22 protein-coding genes and 1 pseudogene are annotated in these 19,814 nt (G+C 49.9%); 5 read left to right on the forward strand and 18 right to left on the reverse strand.

Going from position 1 to position 19,814, the window contains the following annotated elements; genetic code table 11:
* Positions 1–2 precede the first annotated feature (2 nt).
* From Q3O60_RS10070 to Q3O60_RS10080, 3 genes are all read right to left on the reverse strand, one after another.
* The gene (locus tag Q3O60_RS10070; protein ID WP_305893797.1) at positions 3–2,123 is read right to left on the reverse strand and encodes a TonB-dependent receptor domain-containing protein; all 2,121 of its coding nucleotides are present in this window, start codon (positions 2,121–2,123) and stop codon (positions 3–5) included.
* 205 nt (positions 2,124–2,328) lie between these two features.
* A complete protein-coding gene (locus tag Q3O60_RS10075) occupies positions 2,329–4,419 on the reverse strand; it encodes a TonB-dependent receptor family protein (protein ID WP_305893798.1) in 2,091 nt (696 codons plus the stop codon).
* Positions 4,420–4,645: 226 nt separating this feature from the next.
* Positions 4,646–5,347 carry a 2OG-Fe(II) oxygenase gene (locus Q3O60_RS10080; RefSeq protein WP_305893799.1) on the reverse strand — a complete coding sequence of 234 codons (702 nt, stop codon included), beginning with the start codon at positions 5,345–5,347 and terminating at the stop codon, positions 4,646–4,648.
* A 14-nt stretch (positions 5,348–5,361) separates the two neighbouring features.
* Between Q3O60_RS10080 and Q3O60_RS10085 the strand changes: the two genes are divergently transcribed.
* Complete coding sequence (locus Q3O60_RS10085; RefSeq protein ID WP_305893800.1) at positions 5,362–5,751, forward strand: acyl-CoA thioesterase; 390 nt, start codon at positions 5,362–5,364, stop codon at positions 5,749–5,751.
* 31 nt (positions 5,752–5,782) lie between these two features.
* Here the strand turns inward: Q3O60_RS10085 and Q3O60_RS10090 are convergent, their stop codons facing one another.
* Positions 5,783–6,166, reverse strand: coding sequence for a hypothetical protein (locus tag Q3O60_RS10090; RefSeq protein WP_305893801.1), 384 nt, complete (start codon positions 6,164–6,166; stop codon positions 5,783–5,785).
* Positions 6,167–6,273: 107 nt separating this feature from the next.
* Positions 6,274–7,236: a calcium/sodium antiporter gene (locus Q3O60_RS10095; RefSeq protein WP_305893802.1), complete on the reverse strand. Its 963-nt coding sequence runs from the start codon at positions 7,234–7,236 to the stop codon at positions 6,274–6,276.
* Positions 7,237–7,453: 217 nt separating this feature from the next.
* On the opposite strand from Q3O60_RS10095, the gene ggt reads away from it, so the two are divergent.
* A complete protein-coding gene (ggt, locus tag Q3O60_RS10100) occupies positions 7,454–9,172 on the forward strand; it encodes a gamma-glutamyltransferase (protein ID WP_305893803.1) in 1,719 nt (572 codons plus the stop codon).
* A gap of 92 nt (positions 9,173–9,264) precedes the next feature.
* Complete coding sequence (locus Q3O60_RS10105; RefSeq protein ID WP_305893804.1) at positions 9,265–10,302, forward strand: histone deacetylase family protein; 1,038 nt, start codon at positions 9,265–9,267, stop codon at positions 10,300–10,302.
* 20 nt (positions 10,303–10,322) lie between these two features.
* On the opposite strand, the gene Q3O60_RS10110 is transcribed toward Q3O60_RS10105, so the two are convergent.
* Genes Q3O60_RS10110 through Q3O60_RS10120 form a run of 3 tightly spaced genes read right to left on the reverse strand, consistent with a single transcriptional unit; the run spans position 10,323 to position 11,965 of the window.
* Positions 10,323–10,457: a hypothetical protein gene (locus Q3O60_RS10110; protein WP_305893805.1), complete on the reverse strand. Its 135-nt coding sequence runs from the start codon at positions 10,455–10,457 to the stop codon at positions 10,323–10,325.
* Positions 10,458–10,487: 30 nt separating this feature from the next.
* On the reverse strand, positions 10,488–10,889 hold the full coding sequence (locus tag Q3O60_RS10115; protein ID WP_305893806.1) for a hypothetical protein: 402 nt from the start codon (positions 10,887–10,889) through the stop codon (positions 10,488–10,490).
* 2 nt (positions 10,890–10,891) lie between these two features.
* Positions 10,892–11,965 carry a hypothetical protein gene (locus Q3O60_RS10120; RefSeq protein WP_305893807.1) on the reverse strand — a complete coding sequence of 358 codons (1,074 nt, stop codon included), beginning with the start codon at positions 11,963–11,965 and terminating at the stop codon, positions 10,892–10,894.
* A 317-nt stretch (positions 11,966–12,282) separates the two neighbouring features.
* On the opposite strand from Q3O60_RS10120, the gene Q3O60_RS10125 reads away from it, so the two are divergent.
* Both Q3O60_RS10125 and Q3O60_RS10130 read left to right on the forward strand, forming a co-directional pair.
* Complete coding sequence (locus Q3O60_RS10125; RefSeq protein WP_305893808.1) at positions 12,283–12,495, forward strand: damage-inducible protein J; 213 nt, start codon at positions 12,283–12,285, stop codon at positions 12,493–12,495.
* A 21-nt stretch (positions 12,496–12,516) separates the two neighbouring features.
* A pseudogene (locus Q3O60_RS10130) lies at positions 12,517–12,603 on the forward strand (type II toxin-antitoxin system RelE/ParE family toxin); the annotation flags it as partial.
* Between the two features lie 21 nt (positions 12,604–12,624).
* Here the strand turns inward: Q3O60_RS10130 and brnA are convergent.
* The 10 genes from brnA to Q3O60_RS10180 all read right to left on the reverse strand — a co-directional run bounded on the left by brnA (position 12,625) and on the right by Q3O60_RS10180 (position 19,766).
* A complete protein-coding gene (gene brnA / locus Q3O60_RS10135) occupies positions 12,625–12,891 on the reverse strand; it encodes a type II toxin-antitoxin system BrnA family antitoxin (RefSeq protein ID WP_305893809.1) in 267 nt (88 codons plus the stop codon).
* Positions 12,881–13,144: a BrnT family toxin gene (locus Q3O60_RS10140; RefSeq protein WP_305893810.1), complete on the reverse strand. Its 264-nt coding sequence runs from the start codon at positions 13,142–13,144 to the stop codon at positions 12,881–12,883. The genes brnA and Q3O60_RS10140 overlap by 11 nt, the downstream gene beginning before the upstream one ends.
* A gap of 239 nt (positions 13,145–13,383) precedes the next feature.
* The gene (locus Q3O60_RS10145; protein WP_305893811.1) at positions 13,384–14,286 is read right to left on the reverse strand and encodes a hypothetical protein; all 903 of its coding nucleotides are present in this window, start codon (positions 14,284–14,286) and stop codon (positions 13,384–13,386) included.
* Between the two features lie 233 nt (positions 14,287–14,519).
* The gene (locus tag Q3O60_RS10150) at positions 14,520–14,912 is read right to left on the reverse strand and encodes a hypothetical protein (RefSeq protein ID WP_305893812.1); all 393 of its coding nucleotides are present in this window, start codon (positions 14,910–14,912) and stop codon (positions 14,520–14,522) included.
* Positions 14,913–15,074: 162 nt separating this feature from the next.
* A complete protein-coding gene (locus tag Q3O60_RS10155; RefSeq protein WP_305893813.1) occupies positions 15,075–15,641 on the reverse strand; it encodes an acyl-CoA thioesterase in 567 nt (188 codons plus the stop codon).
* A gap of 60 nt (positions 15,642–15,701) precedes the next feature.
* Positions 15,702–16,040: a DUF2288 domain-containing protein gene (locus Q3O60_RS10160; RefSeq protein ID WP_305893814.1), complete on the reverse strand. Its 339-nt coding sequence runs from the start codon at positions 16,038–16,040 to the stop codon at positions 15,702–15,704.
* A 65-nt stretch (positions 16,041–16,105) separates the two neighbouring features.
* A complete protein-coding gene (locus Q3O60_RS10165) occupies positions 16,106–17,446 on the reverse strand; it encodes a sigma 54-interacting transcriptional regulator (protein WP_305893815.1) in 1,341 nt (446 codons plus the stop codon).
* Positions 17,439–18,065, reverse strand: coding sequence for a hypothetical protein (locus tag Q3O60_RS10170; protein WP_305893816.1), 627 nt, complete (start codon positions 18,063–18,065; stop codon positions 17,439–17,441). Before Q3O60_RS10170 ends, Q3O60_RS10165 begins: the two co-directional genes overlap by 8 nt.
* Positions 18,023–19,441: a sensor histidine kinase gene (locus Q3O60_RS10175; protein ID WP_305893817.1), complete on the reverse strand. Its 1,419-nt coding sequence runs from the start codon at positions 19,439–19,441 to the stop codon at positions 18,023–18,025. Before Q3O60_RS10175 ends, Q3O60_RS10170 begins: the two co-directional genes overlap by 43 nt.
* A 148-nt stretch (positions 19,442–19,589) precedes the next feature.
* Positions 19,590–19,766: a hypothetical protein gene (locus tag Q3O60_RS10180; protein WP_305893818.1), complete on the reverse strand. Its 177-nt coding sequence runs from the start codon at positions 19,764–19,766 to the stop codon at positions 19,590–19,592.
* Positions 19,767–19,814 lie beyond the last annotated feature (48 nt).

Below are 19,814 nucleotides of genomic sequence, written 5' to 3' on the forward strand. Positions count from 1 at the left end.
CCTTAAAACTGAATGTTGGCAGACAACCACAAACGCCGGCCTTCTTGATTGATCGGATACAGATTGCTGTAACTAACATTATCCGGGTTAGCCGCGGTAGGATTCGCGTAAGGTGTGTATTGCAGATAATCTTTATCCAGCAGGTTGTAAATGACAGCACTCAACGTTACCGTCTCAGTGACCTGATAATTCGCTCCCAAATGGCTCAGGGTATAGGCTTTAAAGTCACCTAAAGCATCATAAGCAGCCCCTGCTCCACGGTAGCGCTTTGAACGGTACTCGTTCGATAGCCAAACGCTGGCTTGTTCCGTAAACTGCCAACGCAGGTTTGAGTTCAGCATATGTTTCGGAGTATTGGTCAGCGGCAAGCCTTGCTGAGCACCGCTCTTTTGCTCACTTTCGGTGTAGGTATAGTTAATCAGCCAGGACCACTGCTCTACCAGCGGTATGCGCAGTGATAGTTCAGCCCCCCGGGTTTCAGCTTTATCAACATTGGTCGTTTGGCTGAATTCCACAATGGTTGGCCAATTCCCGACATCAACACAGCCAGCAACCCCCTCATTGCCGGGGAAGGTGCAATTGGGTCGGGCGGTTCCACGCGCCAGCTTATCGCTAAAGCGGTTGATAAAAGCCCCTGCACTGGCGCTCAAGCCACTGTCGGCTACATAAAAAACATTCAACTCTGAGGTCGTGCTGGTTTCTGGCTTTAAGTCCGGGTTGCCGACAAAAGGCAAGGTACCCTGCGCACCAAAGCCATAGATCCCATCGGTTAGCATCTCAATGCTGGGTGTTTTATAGCCCTGACTGACACCCCCCTTGATGGTCCAACGTTCAACTGGGTTCCATACGCCATACAGCCGTGGGCTCAACTGGCTTCCAAACGCATCATGATGATCGTAACGAGCTCCCATAGTCAGTGAAAAATCATCATGCAAACGCCAATTGTCTTCGATAAATACCGATTTCATGGTTTGTGTAAACGGAGCCGGAGCCACTGCATCGGTCATTTCCGCTCGCCACCACTGACCACCGACAGATAACTGATGATCGCCAAAGGCTGTTACCCACTTCAGATCTGCGATGGTATTATCCGACTCCAAAGTCCGGGGCTCACCCGCCCCGGCAATACCCGGAGGAATAATCCGACCCAAGGTTTCCGTTGAATTGTGCATCAAGCTTGCATCGATAAAGCCAATGTCAAAACGGCCTTGATAGGCCAACGTACTTTGTTGACGGTTGTATTTTTGCTTCGGCTCATACCCACCTGAACCCAGAGTTCCCATCTGTCCAAGACTGTTGTCATAGGTTTGCCAAACATGGTCCTGATCAAAGCTCACCAACTGATTAGTGCTTATTTGCCAATTCAGCTTAGTGCCCAGATTGTATATCTCAGCCTTAACTGGGTTTGCCCCCATCCAAGGTACAATTTCTTCTCCTTCCTGATCGGTGTAACGAATATCTGCGGCTGCGCGATTCAGCGCACTTCCTCGCAACACCAGCCCCAGCCGCTCATGAAGCAAAGGGCCATTCAGATAGAAGTTCATGCCATTGCTATTACCAAATTCGCTGTGTTGCTGCAGAGTGTTATTAAACGACACGGCCCCAGCCCATTGCTGGCCGACTTTACGGGTAATGATATTCACCACCCCCCCCATCGCATCTGAGCCGTATAAAGTGGACATGGGGCCGCGGATCACTTCAATTCGCTCGATAGCAGCCAACGGAGGCATAAAACTGCTAGCAGTACCGCCAAAGCCATTCGGTGTGACATTGCCCGCCGGGTTCTGGCGGCGGCCATCAATCAGAATTAAGGTATAACTGCTCGGCATCCCACGAATGCTGATACTCAGGCCACCGGTTTTATCTACCTCTTGGCCGATATCAATACCTTCCACATCAGCTAAGGCTTCTGCAATGCTGGCAAAGCGCTTGCGCTCTAGCTCTTGCCGCGTAATCACACTGATGCTCGCTGGTGCTTCAATCAGCATTTGCTCATAACCTGTAGCCGTAACGACGATGGTTTCAACATCAGCCTCTAAATCAATCACCTCAGAAGCATTAGCAGCCGGCATAATAGTGGTGACAATAGCAGCAGCCAAAGCACAGCGATGGAAGGTTTTCATTCGTTTCTCCTGTTGTTATGTAAGTTCGGTGCAGACCAAACACCAAAACGTAGGTGCGAATGATAATGATTATCACTATTAAGATCAACCGTGTTTGAATATTGTATTGAAATTAATTATGAAATTTATTTTATTAGTTCATTGAATTGACATAAAAAAACCTGCCCGAAGGCAGGTTTTCAACACGACTCACGCGTCAATAGCATTAGAAGCGATAGCGGAAGCCCACTTCAAACGAGCGCTCTGGGCCCACATAGATCCCTTGACGAAGGCCAGAAATATACTGCTTATCTGTCAGGTTTTTCACAGCACCAAACACAGTGAACCCATCCACCACACGATACTGGGCCGTTAAATCAAGCACAGTATAGGCCGGCAATAAGCCACCCCAGATACCGCCACCGGCACCCGCGGGAAGTTCAACCTGATTGCTCGGGTCACCGTATTGCTCACCACGATGGTGGGCAGTCAGGGCAGCGGTAAGCTTATCGGCACTGTAGTTCAGACCAATATTAGCCATAAACTTCGGTGCATAAGGCAGACGATTGCCCTGGTGATCACCCGTTTTAAACTTAGACGTCGGGATCCAGGTGGCATTGGTATCCATGCTAAAACCAGCACCAAAATCATAGGCCAGGGCAAACTCCATGCCTCGGTGCTCAGTCTTGCCCGCATTCGACTGCGACAAGTTTGGGTCACTGTTACCGGTTACCACCTGATTACTGAAATCCATCACGAAAGCAGCCACTTCATAACTAAGCTGGCCCTCACTGCCACGGATCCCCACCTCGTAATTGGTGGCCCGCTCACCATCAAGCTTTTGATCAGTCAAACCATCCAGTGCCACGCCATTCGACGCCGGTGAAAAGGCACGATAAACCCCGCCATATAATTGTGCCGCTGGCGTCAGCTCGAAGGTAGCACCTACTCCGGGTAAGAACTCCGTATTGCTGGTTTTTGCTGAATCATTATTCTGAGTCAGCACGACCCGATCTTGCTCGTAGCTTTCGACCCGTAAACCAGGCGTCACTGCTAAACGCTCCGTCAGCTCAATACGGCTTTGAACATAAGCTGCATAGCTGTCGGCCGAATCGACAATATGACGATCATTAACACCGGTTCTATCCGACTGCCGGGTTGCCCGAATACGCATATCATTCGACTCTTCCCGCATCAGGCGCAAACCAAACTCAGTGTCCGCAGCCATATCGCCTAGCTGATACGCTACGCTCAAACGAGTTTCCACCCCAAAGCGTTCAAAGCTGCGGTTGTTACCCGTTAAATCGTCGGTATACACCCAGCGTCCCGCTGCATTAGAAGCCGCAGTATCGACATTGTAACGCCAGTAATCACGGCTGACATCGCTCCAATACACCAGCGTTTTTAACGTCATGTTGTCACTGATGGTCAGTTCATGGTTCAGATCAAATGACGTTCTATCCTGCAAGTACCAGTCATCTGGCGCAGGATTGTAGCGCTCACCGGCCAGGTAATCGTTTACAAACAGGCCACGATACGAAATATTGGCATCATTCTCATGGTAGGAGAACTTCACGCCAACGCGCTGGTTGTCGCCAATAGCGGTGCCAGCTTTCACCATCACATCGCTCATCTCATAGCCTTTGTCCATAAAGCCATCGCTTGTCGCATGCGTCGCTACGACCCCAGCATAACCATCACCGGAGGCGTTACGGCCACCAGCTTCAATGCTGGCTTCACGCATATTGAACGAGCCAACGCGGCCAGACAGCTTTACGCCATCATCCGGTGTTTTGGTGATGTAATTCACCACGCCACCAATGGTGGATGGGCCATAGCGCAATGAGGCGGAGCCTTTTAAAATTTCGACTTGATCTACGCGTTGAATACGCGGGTTGAAGTAACGGTCGTTACCGATAAACAGCCCTGGTGCTACCGGCACGCCATCTTCCAGCAGTAAAGATTTAGACTCACTGGCAGATAAACCACGCAAACCAAAGTTGGCGACAATAGAAGTCTCATCTTCACCTTTGATGTTAATACCCGGTACCCGGCGCAACACATCTTCGGTCGATAACGGCTGAATGGCATCAATTTGCTGACGGCTAATCAGCGTCACAGTACCGGTTTCCAAATAAGCATGGCTCAGCTGATCCCCTTTGATGCGGATCACTTCAATGGTAGGACTGGCAGATTTGCTGTTTTCCGCACGTTGTTCTGCATCCTGTGCTTGCTCAGCAATCACAGCCAATGGCGCGGTTGCAAGTGCTAACGCGAGTGCCAGTTTGGTTGGTGTAAATGATGGTATAGCCGACATAAATAAACCCCTTAAACGCTGTCAGTACAGCTGATTCGTAGTCCAAGCCGATGGTTCAAGCCATCTTATGGTTTTGATTGCAGCAATTGGGGCGAGATCTTAATTACAAATGATAATGATTGTCAATTGAATTATTATGTTGTTTTGTACTTCTATACAAACACAGATTACCAAACCGATAATCTGTGTTTGTCGATGCAAAGAAAGGAAAGAAAAGAGAGAAAGTTTAGGTAGCCGATCCGTACAACTGTTCAGCACGTTGAAATAAAATCCAGCTGGTCAGAATGTACTTATCGTTGGAAACAGGAATACAACCACGGTGGGTATGGGTGAAGTAAGCTGGGGCAATCACCATGCGGCCTGCTTTCGGCTGAATGCTTTTATCCTGATAGTAAAACTCCGTCTGGCCCCCCTCTTCCACATCATTCAGGTAAAACATAAACAACAAAGCCCGGTGTAGGGCTTCATTGTGCGGTGGTTGTGGGTAAACCTCGGAGTGCCAATAATTATAATTGCCTTTGCCGGCATCGTACTTCTGCATTTGCACCGCACCAATACGAAACAAGGTTCGCATGTAATCGGATACTTTATCGCTGCCAAGCTCGGCAAAATTTTCGTGTGTTAATGCCACTGGCTGTCCGGTTTCCGGGTGGCGAATAGTCAAAGCGATGGGGCCAATTAAAGCAAAGTGGTGTTTTCGAAAGTACTGCTCAGCACAGGCGGCTGTAGCCTCTACGATGGTAGATAGTTGCTTTTGGTAGTCAGCATGATCGTTTAAATACAAATCGGTACTTATTTTTTTACTGGTATCCACCCCACCACCAGTTCGGCCCGGGTGGGTATGCGCACTTTGCTCAAAGTCGGCGATCAGCTGTTGGCAAAAGTCGCGGCTTAGCGCATCATCGTACACCTCAATAAAATCAGTCATTGGACACTCTTGTTATGTTCACAGAAATCATACATCCACGCTTTTCAGAAACGGATGCGTTAGGTCATATTAACAATACCGTGGTCGCGGTCTGGTTTGAAGCCTGCCGTACGCCTATTTTTAAAGTTTTCACCCCAGAGCTGGATCTACAGCGGTGGCCATTGATTGTGGCCAGCATAGCAGTCGACTTCAAAGCACAGCTACATTATGGCGCTGAGGTCGAGGTACGTAGCTGGATCAGCCGTATCGGCAATAGTTCTTTTGAAGTGACACAGCAGGCTTGGCAACAAGGGGTATGCTGCGCCGAAGGCCGGGCCGCGCTGGTACGTTTTGACTACCAGAGCCAGAAAGCCATGCCGCTAAGCCCGGAGCAACGCGCCATACTGGAGTTACATAGTCTGTAAAGGCTAATCAGTATGTTGTGCGCTTGAAGCCTTAGCCGGGGCAACGCCCTTCAAAACGTACGTCCATGCTGTCTTCACGAATAGGTGGGAACACCGCGACCGTACCCGATGCAGCAAGCACGCCATCATCAAGCCAGGATTTTAGTGCAGGCGCATCCTCACTGTCTTCTGGTCCGCGATGCACCCATTGGGCGTTGTCGTAGGTGACCGACAATGCGTGCAGTCCCGGCCAGCGTTGTAGCATCAGCGTTACGTTTTGCCCATCAGCTAATGTGCCTCGTGCGCCAACCGTATTGGTATCACGGTCGCAACGGGTCACCTCAACCGAGTGGGCTTCGCCATCCAGCCAGAGGGTGCCGGTTCCGGCAGAAAAGGTCGATGTGCTCATCAGCAGAGCAAACAAAGCGAAATGCATAACAGCTCCTTGTTGGTTCATACATATGTAGCATTAAAAATAGCACAAGAATCATTGCTTTTGCGGTGAAGAAGCTCGAAGGCATTCGGTAGATCAACGACGAGTGCTTAGCCACCGAATACGGTGAAACTCAGACCAACATATACTCCATACCCAAGCAGAAGTAACCCACCCTCAACTCTGCTAAGCTTGCGGCCGGTGAATAGAAAAAGCAGCAATATCAAAGAGGTTGCTAACATCACCCACTGGTCAAACTGTAAAATCCGCTCATGAACCGGTAACGGTTGCAGCAGTGCGGATACTCCGAGTATTCCCAAAAGATTAAAAATATTACTGCCCAATATATTTCCAATAGCCACATCAGCATGACGACGAAAGGCGGCAATGACCGAAATAGACAACTCGGGCAAAGAGGTGCCAACCGCGACAAGCGTCAGACCGATAACGGCTTCAGACAGCCCAAATGACTCAGCGATTCCCACAGCTCCTTTCAATAGTACTTGGGAGCCCACCATCAGACATACCAAACCCAGCAAAACCGCAGTCACTATCCACAGCATAGTTTTCGGCAGAGCAGTTACTTCCTCACCTTCAGCGATATGCAATGTTGCCGAGGGCACGGTACCTGCACGTTCAGTCCGGTAGGCCCAAATGAGGTAAGCCATCAACGCCAATAGAAAAATAGCGGCATCCGAGCGAGCGAGTGCGCTGCCGCCGACAAGAACAAGAAAAAGAATACTGGCAGCGACAACGGTCACCGCATCACGTCTTAATACCAGAGGCTTGACAGCAAGTGGTGTTATTAAGGCGCACAATCCTAATATCAGCAAGATATTGCTGATATTACTTCCCACGACGTTGCCAATTGCGATATCGGGACGACCGTTCACAGCCGCATCAATCGAGACAACCAACTCTGGTGCCGACGTACCAAACCCTACAATTAATAAGCCACTGAGCAAAGGTGAAACCTTCATACGCTTCGCTGCGGCCAGCGAACCTCTGATCAGTGCCTCACCACCACTTGTCAAAAGCAACACACCAATAACAACCAACAGTAGGTTTAACATATTGCCTCAAGAATCGCTTTTGTCAGTAACTGGCCTGAAGTACAGGATGAATGGCCAGTTGCTCTCTGTAAAATCATAGTGTATCTCGAAAACTTATTTAAATATATTCGATACAGGTATTGAACCGATTTACGCTTCAATTGGTCGAGCGGTACTGGTAGTGTTGCTCAAACTGGGTTAGTTTTTAAGCACCATAATAATAACGAGAGTTTCGCTTATGAAAGGTTCCACCCTTGCCGTCTCAGCCCTTAGTTTACTGTGCTGTACCGCCTTCGCATACGACCGCATCACCGGCCATGACTTTGCCAGCCGCTCCGAAGTCATTGCTCAGCATGCCATGGCGGCCACCAGCCACCCGCTTGCTACCCAGATTGCCCTTGATGTGATGAAACAAGGCGGTAATGCCATTGATGCCGCTATCGCTGCCAATGCAGCCTTGGGCTTAATGGAGCCGACCGGCAACGGCATCGGCGGTGATTTATACGCTATCGTCTGGGATGCCAAAACCGAGCAATTGTATGGCTTAAATGCCTCTGGTCGTTCCCCGCTTGGCTTAAGTTATGAGCATGTCGCTGGCGAACTGGAACGCATGGGCCGTACCGATTTACCACCCCACGGCATGCTGCCTATCAGTGTACCGGGTGCTATTGATGGTTGGTTTGAACTGCATGAAAAGTTTGGCGCCTTGCCGATGCAGCAAATTTTACAGCCTAGTATCGATTACGCCGAACAGGGCTTTCCGGTCACCGAGCTGATTGCTTATTACTGGAACCGCAGTGTACCCATTTTAAGCCCGCAACCGGGTGACTTTGTCGGTACCTTTACCATCGATGGCAAAGCACCACAAAAAGGCCAGATTTTTAAAAACCCGGCGCTTGGTGCCACCTACCGGGCTTTAGCCACCGATGGCCGGGATGCTTTTTACCGTGGCGAGCTGACCAAAGCCATGGATGCTTTTATGCGTGAAAATGGCGGCTACCTGCGCTATCAGGATTTTGATCAACACAGTTCCAGCTGGGTCGAGCCGGTATCAGCCGAATACAAAGGCTACGAACTGTGGGAGTTGCCACCCAATGGCCAAGGCATTGCTGCCTTGCAAATGCTGCAGATCCTGAAAAATTTTGATTTAGCTGCAATGGGTTTTAATTCCGCCGATAGTATTCACACCATGGTCGAGGCCAAAAAGCTGGCCTTTGAAGACCGGGCTAAGTTTTATGCCGACAGCGACTTCAGCAAGCAGCCGATTGCAGGCCTTATTTCTGAAGCCTATGGCCGTGAGCGCGCCAAGCTGATTGGTGAACGTGCAGCGCAGCGGGTCGATGCCGGTAACCCGCACCTGTATGAAGGCGATACCATCTATTTAACCACCGCCGATAAAGACGGCAACATGGTGTCCTTGATCCAGAGCAACTACCGGGGCATGGGTTCTGGTGTGGTGGTCCCCGGCCTTGGCTTTGTGTTTCAGGATCGCGGCCAGTTGTTCTCAATGGATAAAGATCACGCCAACGTCTATGAGCCGGGCAAACGCCCCTTCAACACCATTATCCCTGCTTTTATTACCAAAGGTGGTAAGCCGTTGGTGAGTTATGGTGTCATGGGCGGCGCCATGCAACCACAAGGGCATGTGCAGATCCTCGTCAATATGGTCGATTACGGCATGAACCTGCAAGAAGCAGGTGATGCTGCCCGCTGGCAGCATTTAGGCAGTACCGAGCCAACCGATGGCCAGAGCATGTATCTGGAAAATGGTGGCTATGTCGAGGTCGAGCGTGGTGTGCCCTACCATACCGTGCGCGAGCTGATGCAACGCGGTCATCAGGTGCGTTATGGCATGGGAGGCTATGGCGGTTATCAGGCCATAATGCGCGATCACGTTAATGGCGTTTACATCGGTGCGTCTGAATCCCGTAAAGACGGGCAAGCGGCTGGGTATTAATTGCCGATTGTTATCGGTTATCCTCTTTCTGCTCCGCCAGTACCCTCGTTGCTGGCGGGTCGTTACTACTTCACACAGGCTGATAACGCTTTATGAAAGTCATTTATTCAAACAAACATCAAGCCCATCAGGGCGGCATGGAACTGCATCGCGGTGAGCTGGTGCCTTGTTATGAAATGCCAGAACGAGCCCAGTATATGCTGGATGCCGTCACTGCAGCCGGTTTTGAAATCTTACCGCCGCGCCACTTTGCTGATGACGTTTTAGAACGCGTGCATGCCGCCGATTATGTGCACTTCTTACGCACCGCTTACAGCCAGTGGCAAGCCGATGGCAAAAGTGGCTTTATGCTGCCTAGTGCCTTCCCGGCACGCGGTCAGCGTCAGGATAAAATCCCAAGCGGCATCCATGCCAAACTGGGCTACTACAGCTACGATGCCAGCACCCCGATGGTCGAAGGCACCTGGCAAGCGGTCGAAGCCGGAGCTCATAGTGCGTTAACCGCTGCCGCTTTGGTGGCAGAGGGCGAGCGCAGCGCTTATGCCTTATGTCGCCCACCGGGCCATCATGCCGGCCATGCGACTTTTGGTGGTTATTGTTTTCTGAATAATGCCGCTTTAGCGGCGCAATACCTGCGTGATCAGGGCAAAGAAAAAGTGGTGGTGCTGGATGTCGATTACCATCATGGCAATGGCACTCAGGATATTTTCTGGCAACGGGATGATGTGCTTACCATCTCGATCCATGGCGACCCGGCTACTGAGTATCCGTTTTTCTTAGGTTACGCTGATGAGCAAGGCGAAGGTGCCGGGCTTGGTTATTGCCATAACTTTCCATTACCAGCAGGAACCGATTGGCCGACTTACCAGCAGGTGCTGCTAAAAGCGCTGCAACTGATTAAGGACTTTAGCCCGGATGCCATGGTGGTATCCTTGGGTGTGGATACTTTTGAAGATGACCCAATCAGCGCTTTTAAACTAAAAGCCGAACACTACCCGCTACTAGGCCAGCATATTGCCAGTCTGGATTTGCCCACCGTCTTTATTCAGGAAGGGGGTTATGCAGTGGCAGAAGTAGGCTTGAATGTAGCGTCGGTATTGCAAGGGTTTGAGCAGGCAGCACAGCTTTAGCTGTGTTGCCAAGCTTCTAATCATGACGCCATGCCAAGAGCGAAATGAGGTGGCTGCAGGCCATGATAATCCTGCCCCATCTTTGCTTTGATAGCATGAGCAAGTGATAACTCTGATAAAATAATTCGCTTAGTATGCTTTTGAGATAACTTCATGCTTAGTGCCTAATGCAGGACATTAAAGATTTAAAAAGAATATCCAAACACCCAGCTCAAAAGTACCAACAGCAACGAGCAACTCATTGCACACATTAACCAGAGGCTTAACCACCAGTGTGAGGCAGAAGATAGCTGCCGTACTTTATCCATTCCATCAATGAAGTGATGGTTATTCCCTTTTGCTAACCACGATCCGCCCTTAACACGTTCGAGCCTCCAGCGAGCAAACGGAAATAGAATAGCCAGTGCATACCAAAAGCTCTTAAACGGCCAAACTACCATGTCACTAATCATATCTTGCTGATTCGACCTCAATAAACGCTGTAATGGCCTGGTTACAAACCATGCTACTAGTGGATATGAGATAATCAATGACATAATTACAATAAAACCAAACACCTCAAACCACACAGAAAAGGTTTTATCCATAACTAGCTACCTGTCTCATGCATATAAATACGATCAGCTTGGTTGAATATCGTCTCACCTACCCCTTGCCCAATACTGTCCGCTCTACTCGCAGCAACAACAGCTAACACAACTGCGGCTCCAATTAATACAACCCAGCCTGCAGGTGTAAGACTTAACGCAATACCAATCGCTTTTGCAGCACCTACTGCCAAATAACCAGCACCCAGGCTTAAAGAAAATCCACCAACTTGCCTGAGTCCCTCTCTTACCCCAGAACGCCTGCCACCTGACTGAAAGGCTGTATTGACTCTAGCGCTTCGTAATCCCAGGTCTAACCCAATGACCCAGCGGTTCAGTATCGTCGTTCTTTTCATAAACCGCTGCAATGTTCTGGCTTGCTCGCCATTGGCAACGTTCAACGTTCGCCCGGTGCGGCGGCCTCCGGCGGTATTGCTGTGCAATGAGCGGCCACTGCGGGCGACATTGACGCCTCGATCTACATTGGCCAGCGCGGAGCGGTTGGCTTGTGTGCCCAGATTGGCTTTGTAGCGCGCCAACTGCGACTGAAAGCGCTGCTGCATGTCAGCATGCAAACGTCGGACCTGAGCTTCTTTCGCCGCTATCTGTGGGTTGTAAGCACCCCGGCCGCGAGCTCCACGTGCCTGTGTTTTGGCCTGGCTCACCTCGTGTAAATCTACCAGTGCTTGCTGATACCGCACAATGGACTGCTGGAACGCATTGTATTGATGTTTGCTGGCCCCAATCAAGGCGCTGGCGGCATTGGCACCATGCTCCTCCACCATAGACATCACCGGGGTAATCAATTCTTCCGTAATAGCGGCGATTGCCAACAGATGCTCGTCATAAAGCTCCGACGCTTGTTGCAAGCGCTGCATTTCAGTGGAAGAAAACTGATTCATCACCGAAAGCACACGCTCATCGCCAGGCTGGCAACTCATCAGATAAGGCGTATTGGGTAACAAAAGATCACTGCGCTGACGATTCAGCTGCCGGAATTGGTTTAATAACTCAGGTTGGGATGCAAATACCTGCTCTGCACGCTCCGCAGAGCGGGGGAAATAAAGTTCGGCCATAGCGATGTCCTTATTGCTGCCAAAGAAAACGCTATTTTATGGCAATAAGGACGAGTAAATCAACATAAAAATTAACATTAAAATTACCATCCGCTAATTTACCGCGTAAACAGTCAGCCTGGATTTATCGACGGTTTTTATTCAGGAGGGTGGTTATGAAGTGGCAGAAGTAGGCCAGAATGTTGCGGTTGTGCTACAAGGTTTTGAGGACGCCATTCAAGCCTCGGACTAACTGAGCTCCGAGGCGGCTTACAGATGCTTGTTGCCCTTACCCAAAACCAGCGCTAACATTTGTACACAAAGCTGTGGAGGATACTATGGATACCCGAATTCAATTTCGCATGGACGAAGACACAAAATGCCTGGCGCAACAATGTCAGGCACTGTCTCACGATGCCTTGTTAACTAAACAAGTCACTCAAGCATTTGAAAAGGTCGACTCAGGAAAAGCGATCTTTGTTGAGCATAACGTCGCCAAAACCCGGATGGCTGAGCGTAAAGCCACAATTCGAAATCGAAGCTTGGCATGACTTTCAGGGAAGTGACCGCCCTCAATGATTGTTTTATATTGTCTAGATGACTCACATATTCGCATAATGCGTGTACTGCACCAAAAGCAGAAATTCCCGAGCGATTAATTATTTATCGGCAACGCTTTGCTAATGTGCGCCGCTTGTGGTGTCACTTTTGAGCTTGTTAGCAGCTTCAGCTCGCAAACGCTCCACAAGCCAAACTTTAATAATGGATTGTCGAGTAACACCAACTCGAGCAGCTTCGCGGTCAAGTGACTCAACGACCCAAGCAGGGAAATCTACGTTAATGCGCTTCGCTTCCTGATTTACCCGCCGTGCGCTCTTAACGTCCAGATCATCAATGATGTCATCTGCATCTTCGTCAAACTTGGCGTCAAAATCTTTAGCTTTCATACAACTCTACCTCTCTCTTGCGCGAGCGTCGTACCGAAATAAGACGAATCTTCTCACCCCGATACGTGATAACAGCAGACCAGTGCTTCATCCCTATAAGACCAATAACCAGGTAACGAGGTTCATCAGATGATTTTGCCCGAACTTCCAGTAGGTCTTGGTCTTCCCATAGCGCTTGAGCATCATGGAAGTCAATTCCATGCTTATGGCGATTCGTCTGACTTTTATCGTCATCAAACTCGAAAACATTCATGAGTATAAATTATTCCTTTTTTACTCATTTGGCAAGATAAATGGAGAGACCTGCCAACGTCTCAATCACTCGCTTGGCGCTTGCGTTGCATTGTTAAACTATTCGTTGGGGTGCAGGCTATCGCCTGGCACCCATGATGACAGACGAAGCAGTCTATCTTGCTAATGGAAAAACTGACTGGCCGCTAGCGTGGCCAGCAGAGCGGTTTTACCTATTGACTTCGAATATGCTCATATGTGTTAGCCACCAAACGGGTTAACATGGCCATCCCAAAACTTAACGTCTGCTTGCTCCTCCCGGAATAGTGGACGCGCGTACTCCTGCAATTTGCCGATCTCTGTGATTCCAGCCGGAGTATTCTCTGGCACGGGATGGCATTGGAGGCTTGCCATAGCGAATGCGTCGCACGATCTCCTGAAGTGTCGGTGTATCTGGGAATGCTCAAACGAATCAAAGATTCCGTAGTGGTGACTGAAATAGAAGTCTGACCATGTTTCCTCGATAACAGCTCTCTCTCGTATATCAATGATCTCAACCTCCGCCATTTCTCGAAATTTATTACTGGAAAAAGTATCGATGAGAATCTTTCGAGCGGCGACGTCTGTAACCGGTGCACTGTAACCAAATATAGTCACGAAATATGCGTCGTCTAGAGCGTTTCGCAGGGCGTTCCACTCACCCAAAATAACTGGATCAGAGTCGTAATCCTTGTCCGTAACGGGAAAGAGAAGTTGACTCGGCTCCATCGCCTTCCCGCAGCGAGGACACGGCAAGCCAGCGTTCGATCTCACCTTGCACTCGCCACATAATGCCACAGCAACACAACCATGGAGGAAATGAACGCTTGGGGGCTTGGCCACGCCAGAGCAGCGACGCAGCGCCTGAAGCAAGAATGGATCCCAGTTGAATGTGAAGATCGCATCCTTCTCTCTCAACCCAAGAATCATTTGGTCGTATGGGGTTACATGATCAGGCAATTCAAGTCGCGCAAAATAACCCCGAACCGCAGTATTAATCTGCTCAACCTCGTCTGGGTATCGCTCAAGCCCCACTAGACGAGAATACTTCGCCTCAAAGCCATCACCCAACGATCCCTCCAGTGCTTCTATTCGATAAAAGAGTTCATCAAGGCCAGTAGCCACTTGCACGTCTTGGAGTGAAGGTAACCTCAGCCCATTACGGTCACCATCAGGGCATGCAGCGATACTTGCCCCGGCGCCCAGAATCACAACATGGGGATTCTGAACTCGGTTCTTCTTAACGTCGAATCTAGGTAGCGATGACATTGGCGACTAACACCATGCGCATGTGCGCGAAATTGTTAGCGTGACAGGGACCGCAGGCCCCGAATACCGCACCTTGTTATAAGGTGGCACTACAAAGCCCCGAAAAATGAGATAGTTAGAGCGAATATCGATATCAGCAACGGTGCGTAAAATTGGAACCAGTTGTAATTTTGCTCGGCCAACACCGCTGATAAAAGAGGAAAGTGGACTGCATGCTGATCTTTTCCTACTCGCATAGCAAACAAATGAACTTGTGAGCCATTTGGTTGCTGATAACCATATTTTTTATCTAAATGATAATAAAGGCGACCAAATACAATATCCTGATCAACTCTCAGTTTATTGGCTAAGTATTCACAGTCTATTGGAACGTAAATTTTGGATTCTCTGCTTTCATCAGAAATACCGTATGATATAAAAGTTTTGTAATAATGGTCGTGGATAACTTTAAGGATTTCTCTATCTGTTGTTGGTTTTCTCATACGAATTCCTTATACACTTATTCTGCGGAAGAATCCGTGTTTAAACACAGATCTATCCGCCTTTGTACAATTTACGTACTCAACCTACCCGCTTTTTTGCCTGCTGACAATCACTTATGAGATCAAACACATACAGATGCTACCGCCTAAGCGCTTGCAGCCTTAGCTAAGCTCCGAATCGGCCAGTTCGATTTTGGCATCGAAGTGCTGGCGTATTTCAGCCACTGCGGCACTGAGTTTGCCATCGAACGGCAAAGCCATGGCGTGGCGGGCTTTGCGCTGGCGGATACGCTCGGCGCTTTGCAGGTAGCGCATCACTTCCAGCTCGCTGGTTAAAATGAGCCGTGGCACGGCCACACTCTGGCCTTGGTCGTCTTTGGCGATCATGGTGAAGTAAGAAGAATTGCAGTGCTTAATGGCGTCAGTCTGAATGTTTTGCGCATCGACCCGGATGCCGATGACCATGGAACTGCTGCCGACGAAGTTGACCGAGGCTTGTAAGGTGACCAGCTCGCCGACTTCTATCGGGTTAAGAAAATCGACTCGATCGACCGAAGCCGTGACACAGTAGCGGCCACTGAACTTGGAGCCACAGGCAAAGGCAATCTGATCCATCAAAGACAACAGGTAGCCGCCATGGATTTTACCGCTGAAATTGGAGTGCGATGGCAGCATCAGCTGTGATAAGGTGACTTTGGAACTGGCAACAGTTTTGTACTCGGCGACCATAAAAGCTCCGGCATGATGTTTTAAACACTGTAGCCGAAGCCTGGTTGCCGGTAAAGCGAACTAATTTAGCTGCGCTGAGGTTGGTTTATCCTGAACCAATACCCAGGGCGAAATCACTACTGCCCACAGCTCTTGTTTGGCATCAAACCATTGTTGTGCCTGTGGTTCGGATACGCGAGCTACGCTGCCCTGCTCTAACCAGCTTTGCACCTGAGCGCTGTCGTCCTGGCTAAAAGCAAAGGCAACGTCGACTAAATCCAATGCTACATCCACAGCGACTACACTGCCAGCGGCATAAAACTTCTGCAGTTCCAGCCAGTTTATTCGGGCGGTTTCGCTGGTGATTTTAGCTTTAATAAGTTCTGGGGTTTCTACCTCAGGGGGCGTTACTGCAGTCATCGGCCATCCTTTGTTGCAAGCGGTTAGGCTGAATTATACGTGATTCAGCCGCATCCTCAACATGGCTAATCAGCGTCATCAGTCACCTGCTGCGCACTCAGTTGATGCTTTTTCAGCAATTTATAAAAATCGGTCCGGTTGCGACCAGCCAGTTCTGCCGCCCGGGTGACATGGCCATCGGTCATTTGCAGTACCCGAACAAGGTACTGTCGTTCAAATTGATCACGGGCTTCGGTTAAGCTGGGCCAGTAACTACTGTCTTGTGTTAGCGCTTGTTCTACCAAGGCGGCATTGATCACCGGGCCATGCGTCAGTGCCACGCATTGTTCTACCACATTCATCAACTGGCGCACATTGCCGGGCCATTTGGCAGTAGTCAGTAGTTGCATGGCATCGTCGGTAAAACGAGTCACCTTGACCTGATGGCGTTCCGCGCTTTGCTGCAGCGCGTGGCGCGCCAACAGCGGAATATCTTCTGGCCGCTGCTCTAATGACGGCAGCTGCAGGTTCACCACATTCAAGCGATAGTATAAATCTTCCCGAAAACTACCCTCTTCCATCGCCTGCTGCACATCGCGGTGTGTTGCTGAAAGCACACGAACATTAATGGCGATGGTTTTGCTGCTGCCCACCGGTCGAATTTGTCGCTCTTGCAAGGCGCGCAGCAGTTTCACCTGCAGAGGCAGTGGCATATCGCCTATCTCATCCAAAAATAAGGTGCCACCATCCGCTTCGCGGAATAAACCATTGTGTTCGGTTACGGCGCCGGTAAAAGCCCCTTTGGTGTGACCAAACAGCTCCGACTCCAAAAGATGCTCTGGTAAAGCACCACAGTTGATGGCGACAAAGGGCTGTTTGGCGCGTGGGCTGGCCTGATGAATGGCTCTGGCCAGCAGCTCTTTACCGGTGCCGCTGGCGCCAGTGATCAGAATACTGACATCACGTGGGGCCACTCGTAACGCTTGTTGCAATACTTCTTCCATCTGCTCGCTGCGGCTGATAATGCCCGCTCGCCAGTCCGATTGTTCCGGCACACTTTGGTGCAGGGCTTTTTGTAGAATATCACGCAGCTCGCTGTTGTTCAGTGGTTTGGTTAAAAAGCCAAACACACCTCGCTGGGTAGCCGCTACGGCTTCAGGGATCGAGCCGTGTGCTGTCATCAGGATCACCGGCAACGCTGGGTTACGCTTGGCGATTTCATCAAATAAGCTCATGCCATCCAAGCCCGGCATGCGCAAATCGCTGAGCACCACATCGACATCTTGTTTTTGCAGCAGTTCCAGCGCCGCTTCGGCGCAATCGGCATTGAGGACCTGAAAGCCTTCACCTTCCAACCGAAGCGTCAATAAACGCAATAAGCTGGGATCATCATCAACCAGTAAGATCCGACCCTCGGCTTTACTCATGTGGTTCCCCATTCTCCGGTTGATTTAAGCGAGCCTCAATTTGTGTCAGAGCTTCAATTTGTTGCTCCAGTTCACGATTTCTGGCTTGATTCTGCTCCAGTTCCTGTTGCAATTCAGCATTGATCCGAGTGAGTGCGCTGACCGCAGATTCAGCTTCTAGTAGCTTTTGATTAAAGGCCAACTCCCAGCTAAATAATGTTGTCAATTCAGGTGGCGCCACCATTAATCGCTCAGCCAGCTGCATTTGTGCTCGAAACCGAGTTAAGTAGTTATTGTCAGGATGCAGCTGCGCTAAGCTCGACTGAATGGCAGCTACCTGCTCATCGTCATGCAACGGCAATGCTTCTCGCTGCAAGATACTGCTATTGAGCACCCAGTCTTTAAACTGCAGCCAAGCCAGCATGGACACACCGTCATCGGCCAGTATTAATTCAGCCTCCTGTTCAGGCTCGGCGATCAGCTCTGGCGATGACTCAGGCATCACTATGTCGTCTTCTGTCGAAGTGCGTACCGACTCGGTTTGCAGCAATTGGCAGCCGGCAAGGCTCAGCAACAACAACAGGTTAAACAAGATCTTCATTCGATGTCCTCTGGCAATGGCAAACGAATACGGACGCATACATCCGCCTCTGTGGTATCAATAATTTCAGCTTTCCCAGCCAGTAAACGCGCACAATCAGCCACAATAGATAAACCAAGACCTGAACCTTGCACCCGATCACGGCGCGGGCTTTGGCCGCGCTGGAAGGGTTCAAATAGACGCTCCCGTTGGTCAGCTGCAATAGGGTGACCTTGATTCATCACCTCCAGCCACCATTGTTGCTCTTGCTGGCTCAACCGGATACACACCTCACTATCTGCCGCGCCATAGGCTTGAGCATTGTTGATGAGGTTATCCAGTATGCGTCGGAATAACATGGCATCAGTGTATAACTGTTCGACCTGACACTCCAGACGTACCCTTTGCCCTTGCTGCTGTAAGGATAAAGCATGATCTTGAATGCACTCGGTTATCATCGGCTCAGCTACATGCCACTTGAGCACCGGTTTGGCTTGCTGTAACAGGCGGTTGTAATCCAATAATTGCTCGGTCAATTGGCTGAGCCGCTCGGTACTACCATTCAGTAAGCTCACCACCTCCTGCTGCTGGGCATTTAACGGCCCCACCAGTTGCTCGCTTAATAAGGAGCAGCCCTCACGAATGCTCGACAGCGGTGTCTTTAATTCGTGCGAGGCATGGCGCAATAAGATCAACCGCAATGCCTCCAACTGTTGCAAACGAGCGGCTAAGGTTCGAAGCTGTTCACCCAATTCGGTCAATTCTTTCGGTCCACGCACACGTTGATCAGGAAACGCCTGCTGACGTCCTATCGCTCGGATCATGCGTTCCAGCATCGCCACCGGGCGGGTAATTCGCCGCGAGCCCCAAATCACCAATAACAAGGTTAAAATAACCAGCACTACCGTTTGCCAAGTCAACTGTTGTTGAGCACTGGCGACATCACGTTGTTGCGCCGCCAATTGTAACTCCAATTGCTGCCAGATCTGCTGAGACAAACGGCCTTGCTGCTGGCGTAATTGCTGCAATAACGGCTCAATGTGTTCAGACTGTTGCTGTGGAAAGGATTGGGCCAACTGTTGCAAGGTGATGGTTTGCTGCTGACAAAGGCTGGCATCGCGCATGGTTTGACAGACCTGTGGTAACAGCTGTTGATAACTAGATACGTGATTTTGCGCGACTGTTGCGAGCGAGCTGGTTTTCAATACCGCATACTGACGAATGGCCCGCTCAATATCCACCACCTGATTCTGCATTTGCTCCATACGACGAACGCTAGAGGCGGAGGTATTGGCTTGCTCAACAGCTTGTTGGCTGATACGGGTTAACGCACTATGGCTTTGCCACATCAGTACCGCTACCGGGATCAGTGCCAGCACAAAGCTGGACAATACAAGTTGCCGTAAGGAAGCTGTTTTTAAAGGGCTAAATTTCATCGCTGGGTGCTTAATTGCTTTTGCAGCAGCTGGATTCAGTATGATTGCAGCATACCGTGTTTTGTAGAGAAGCAACAGCCTGCTGGTAGAGTGACTCCGATCTCGTCAGCAGGCTGTCGTTGGCTTCATTCGTTAGTGAGGGGTTGGCTTACGAAATCGTTCCGGATCCCATCACGGGCTTTGCTGTCACAGGCTGTTGCAGCGCCTGCTCACGCTCCCACTCCAACACACTGGAGCTATTGACATCAATACGACGCACCATGGCAGTCACTACCATCAAATTCATAATCAAAAAAGTCACTAATACAGCAATAATAGGGTCCATGATTATACTCCTGATGCGCTGAAGATAAATAAAGGCGTTTGCCGGAAA

This window comes from Alkalimonas collagenimarina (assembly GCF_030717845.1).
GTDB classification, from domain to species: Bacteria; Pseudomonadota; Gammaproteobacteria; order Enterobacterales; family Alteromonadaceae; genus Alkalimonas; species Alkalimonas collagenimarina.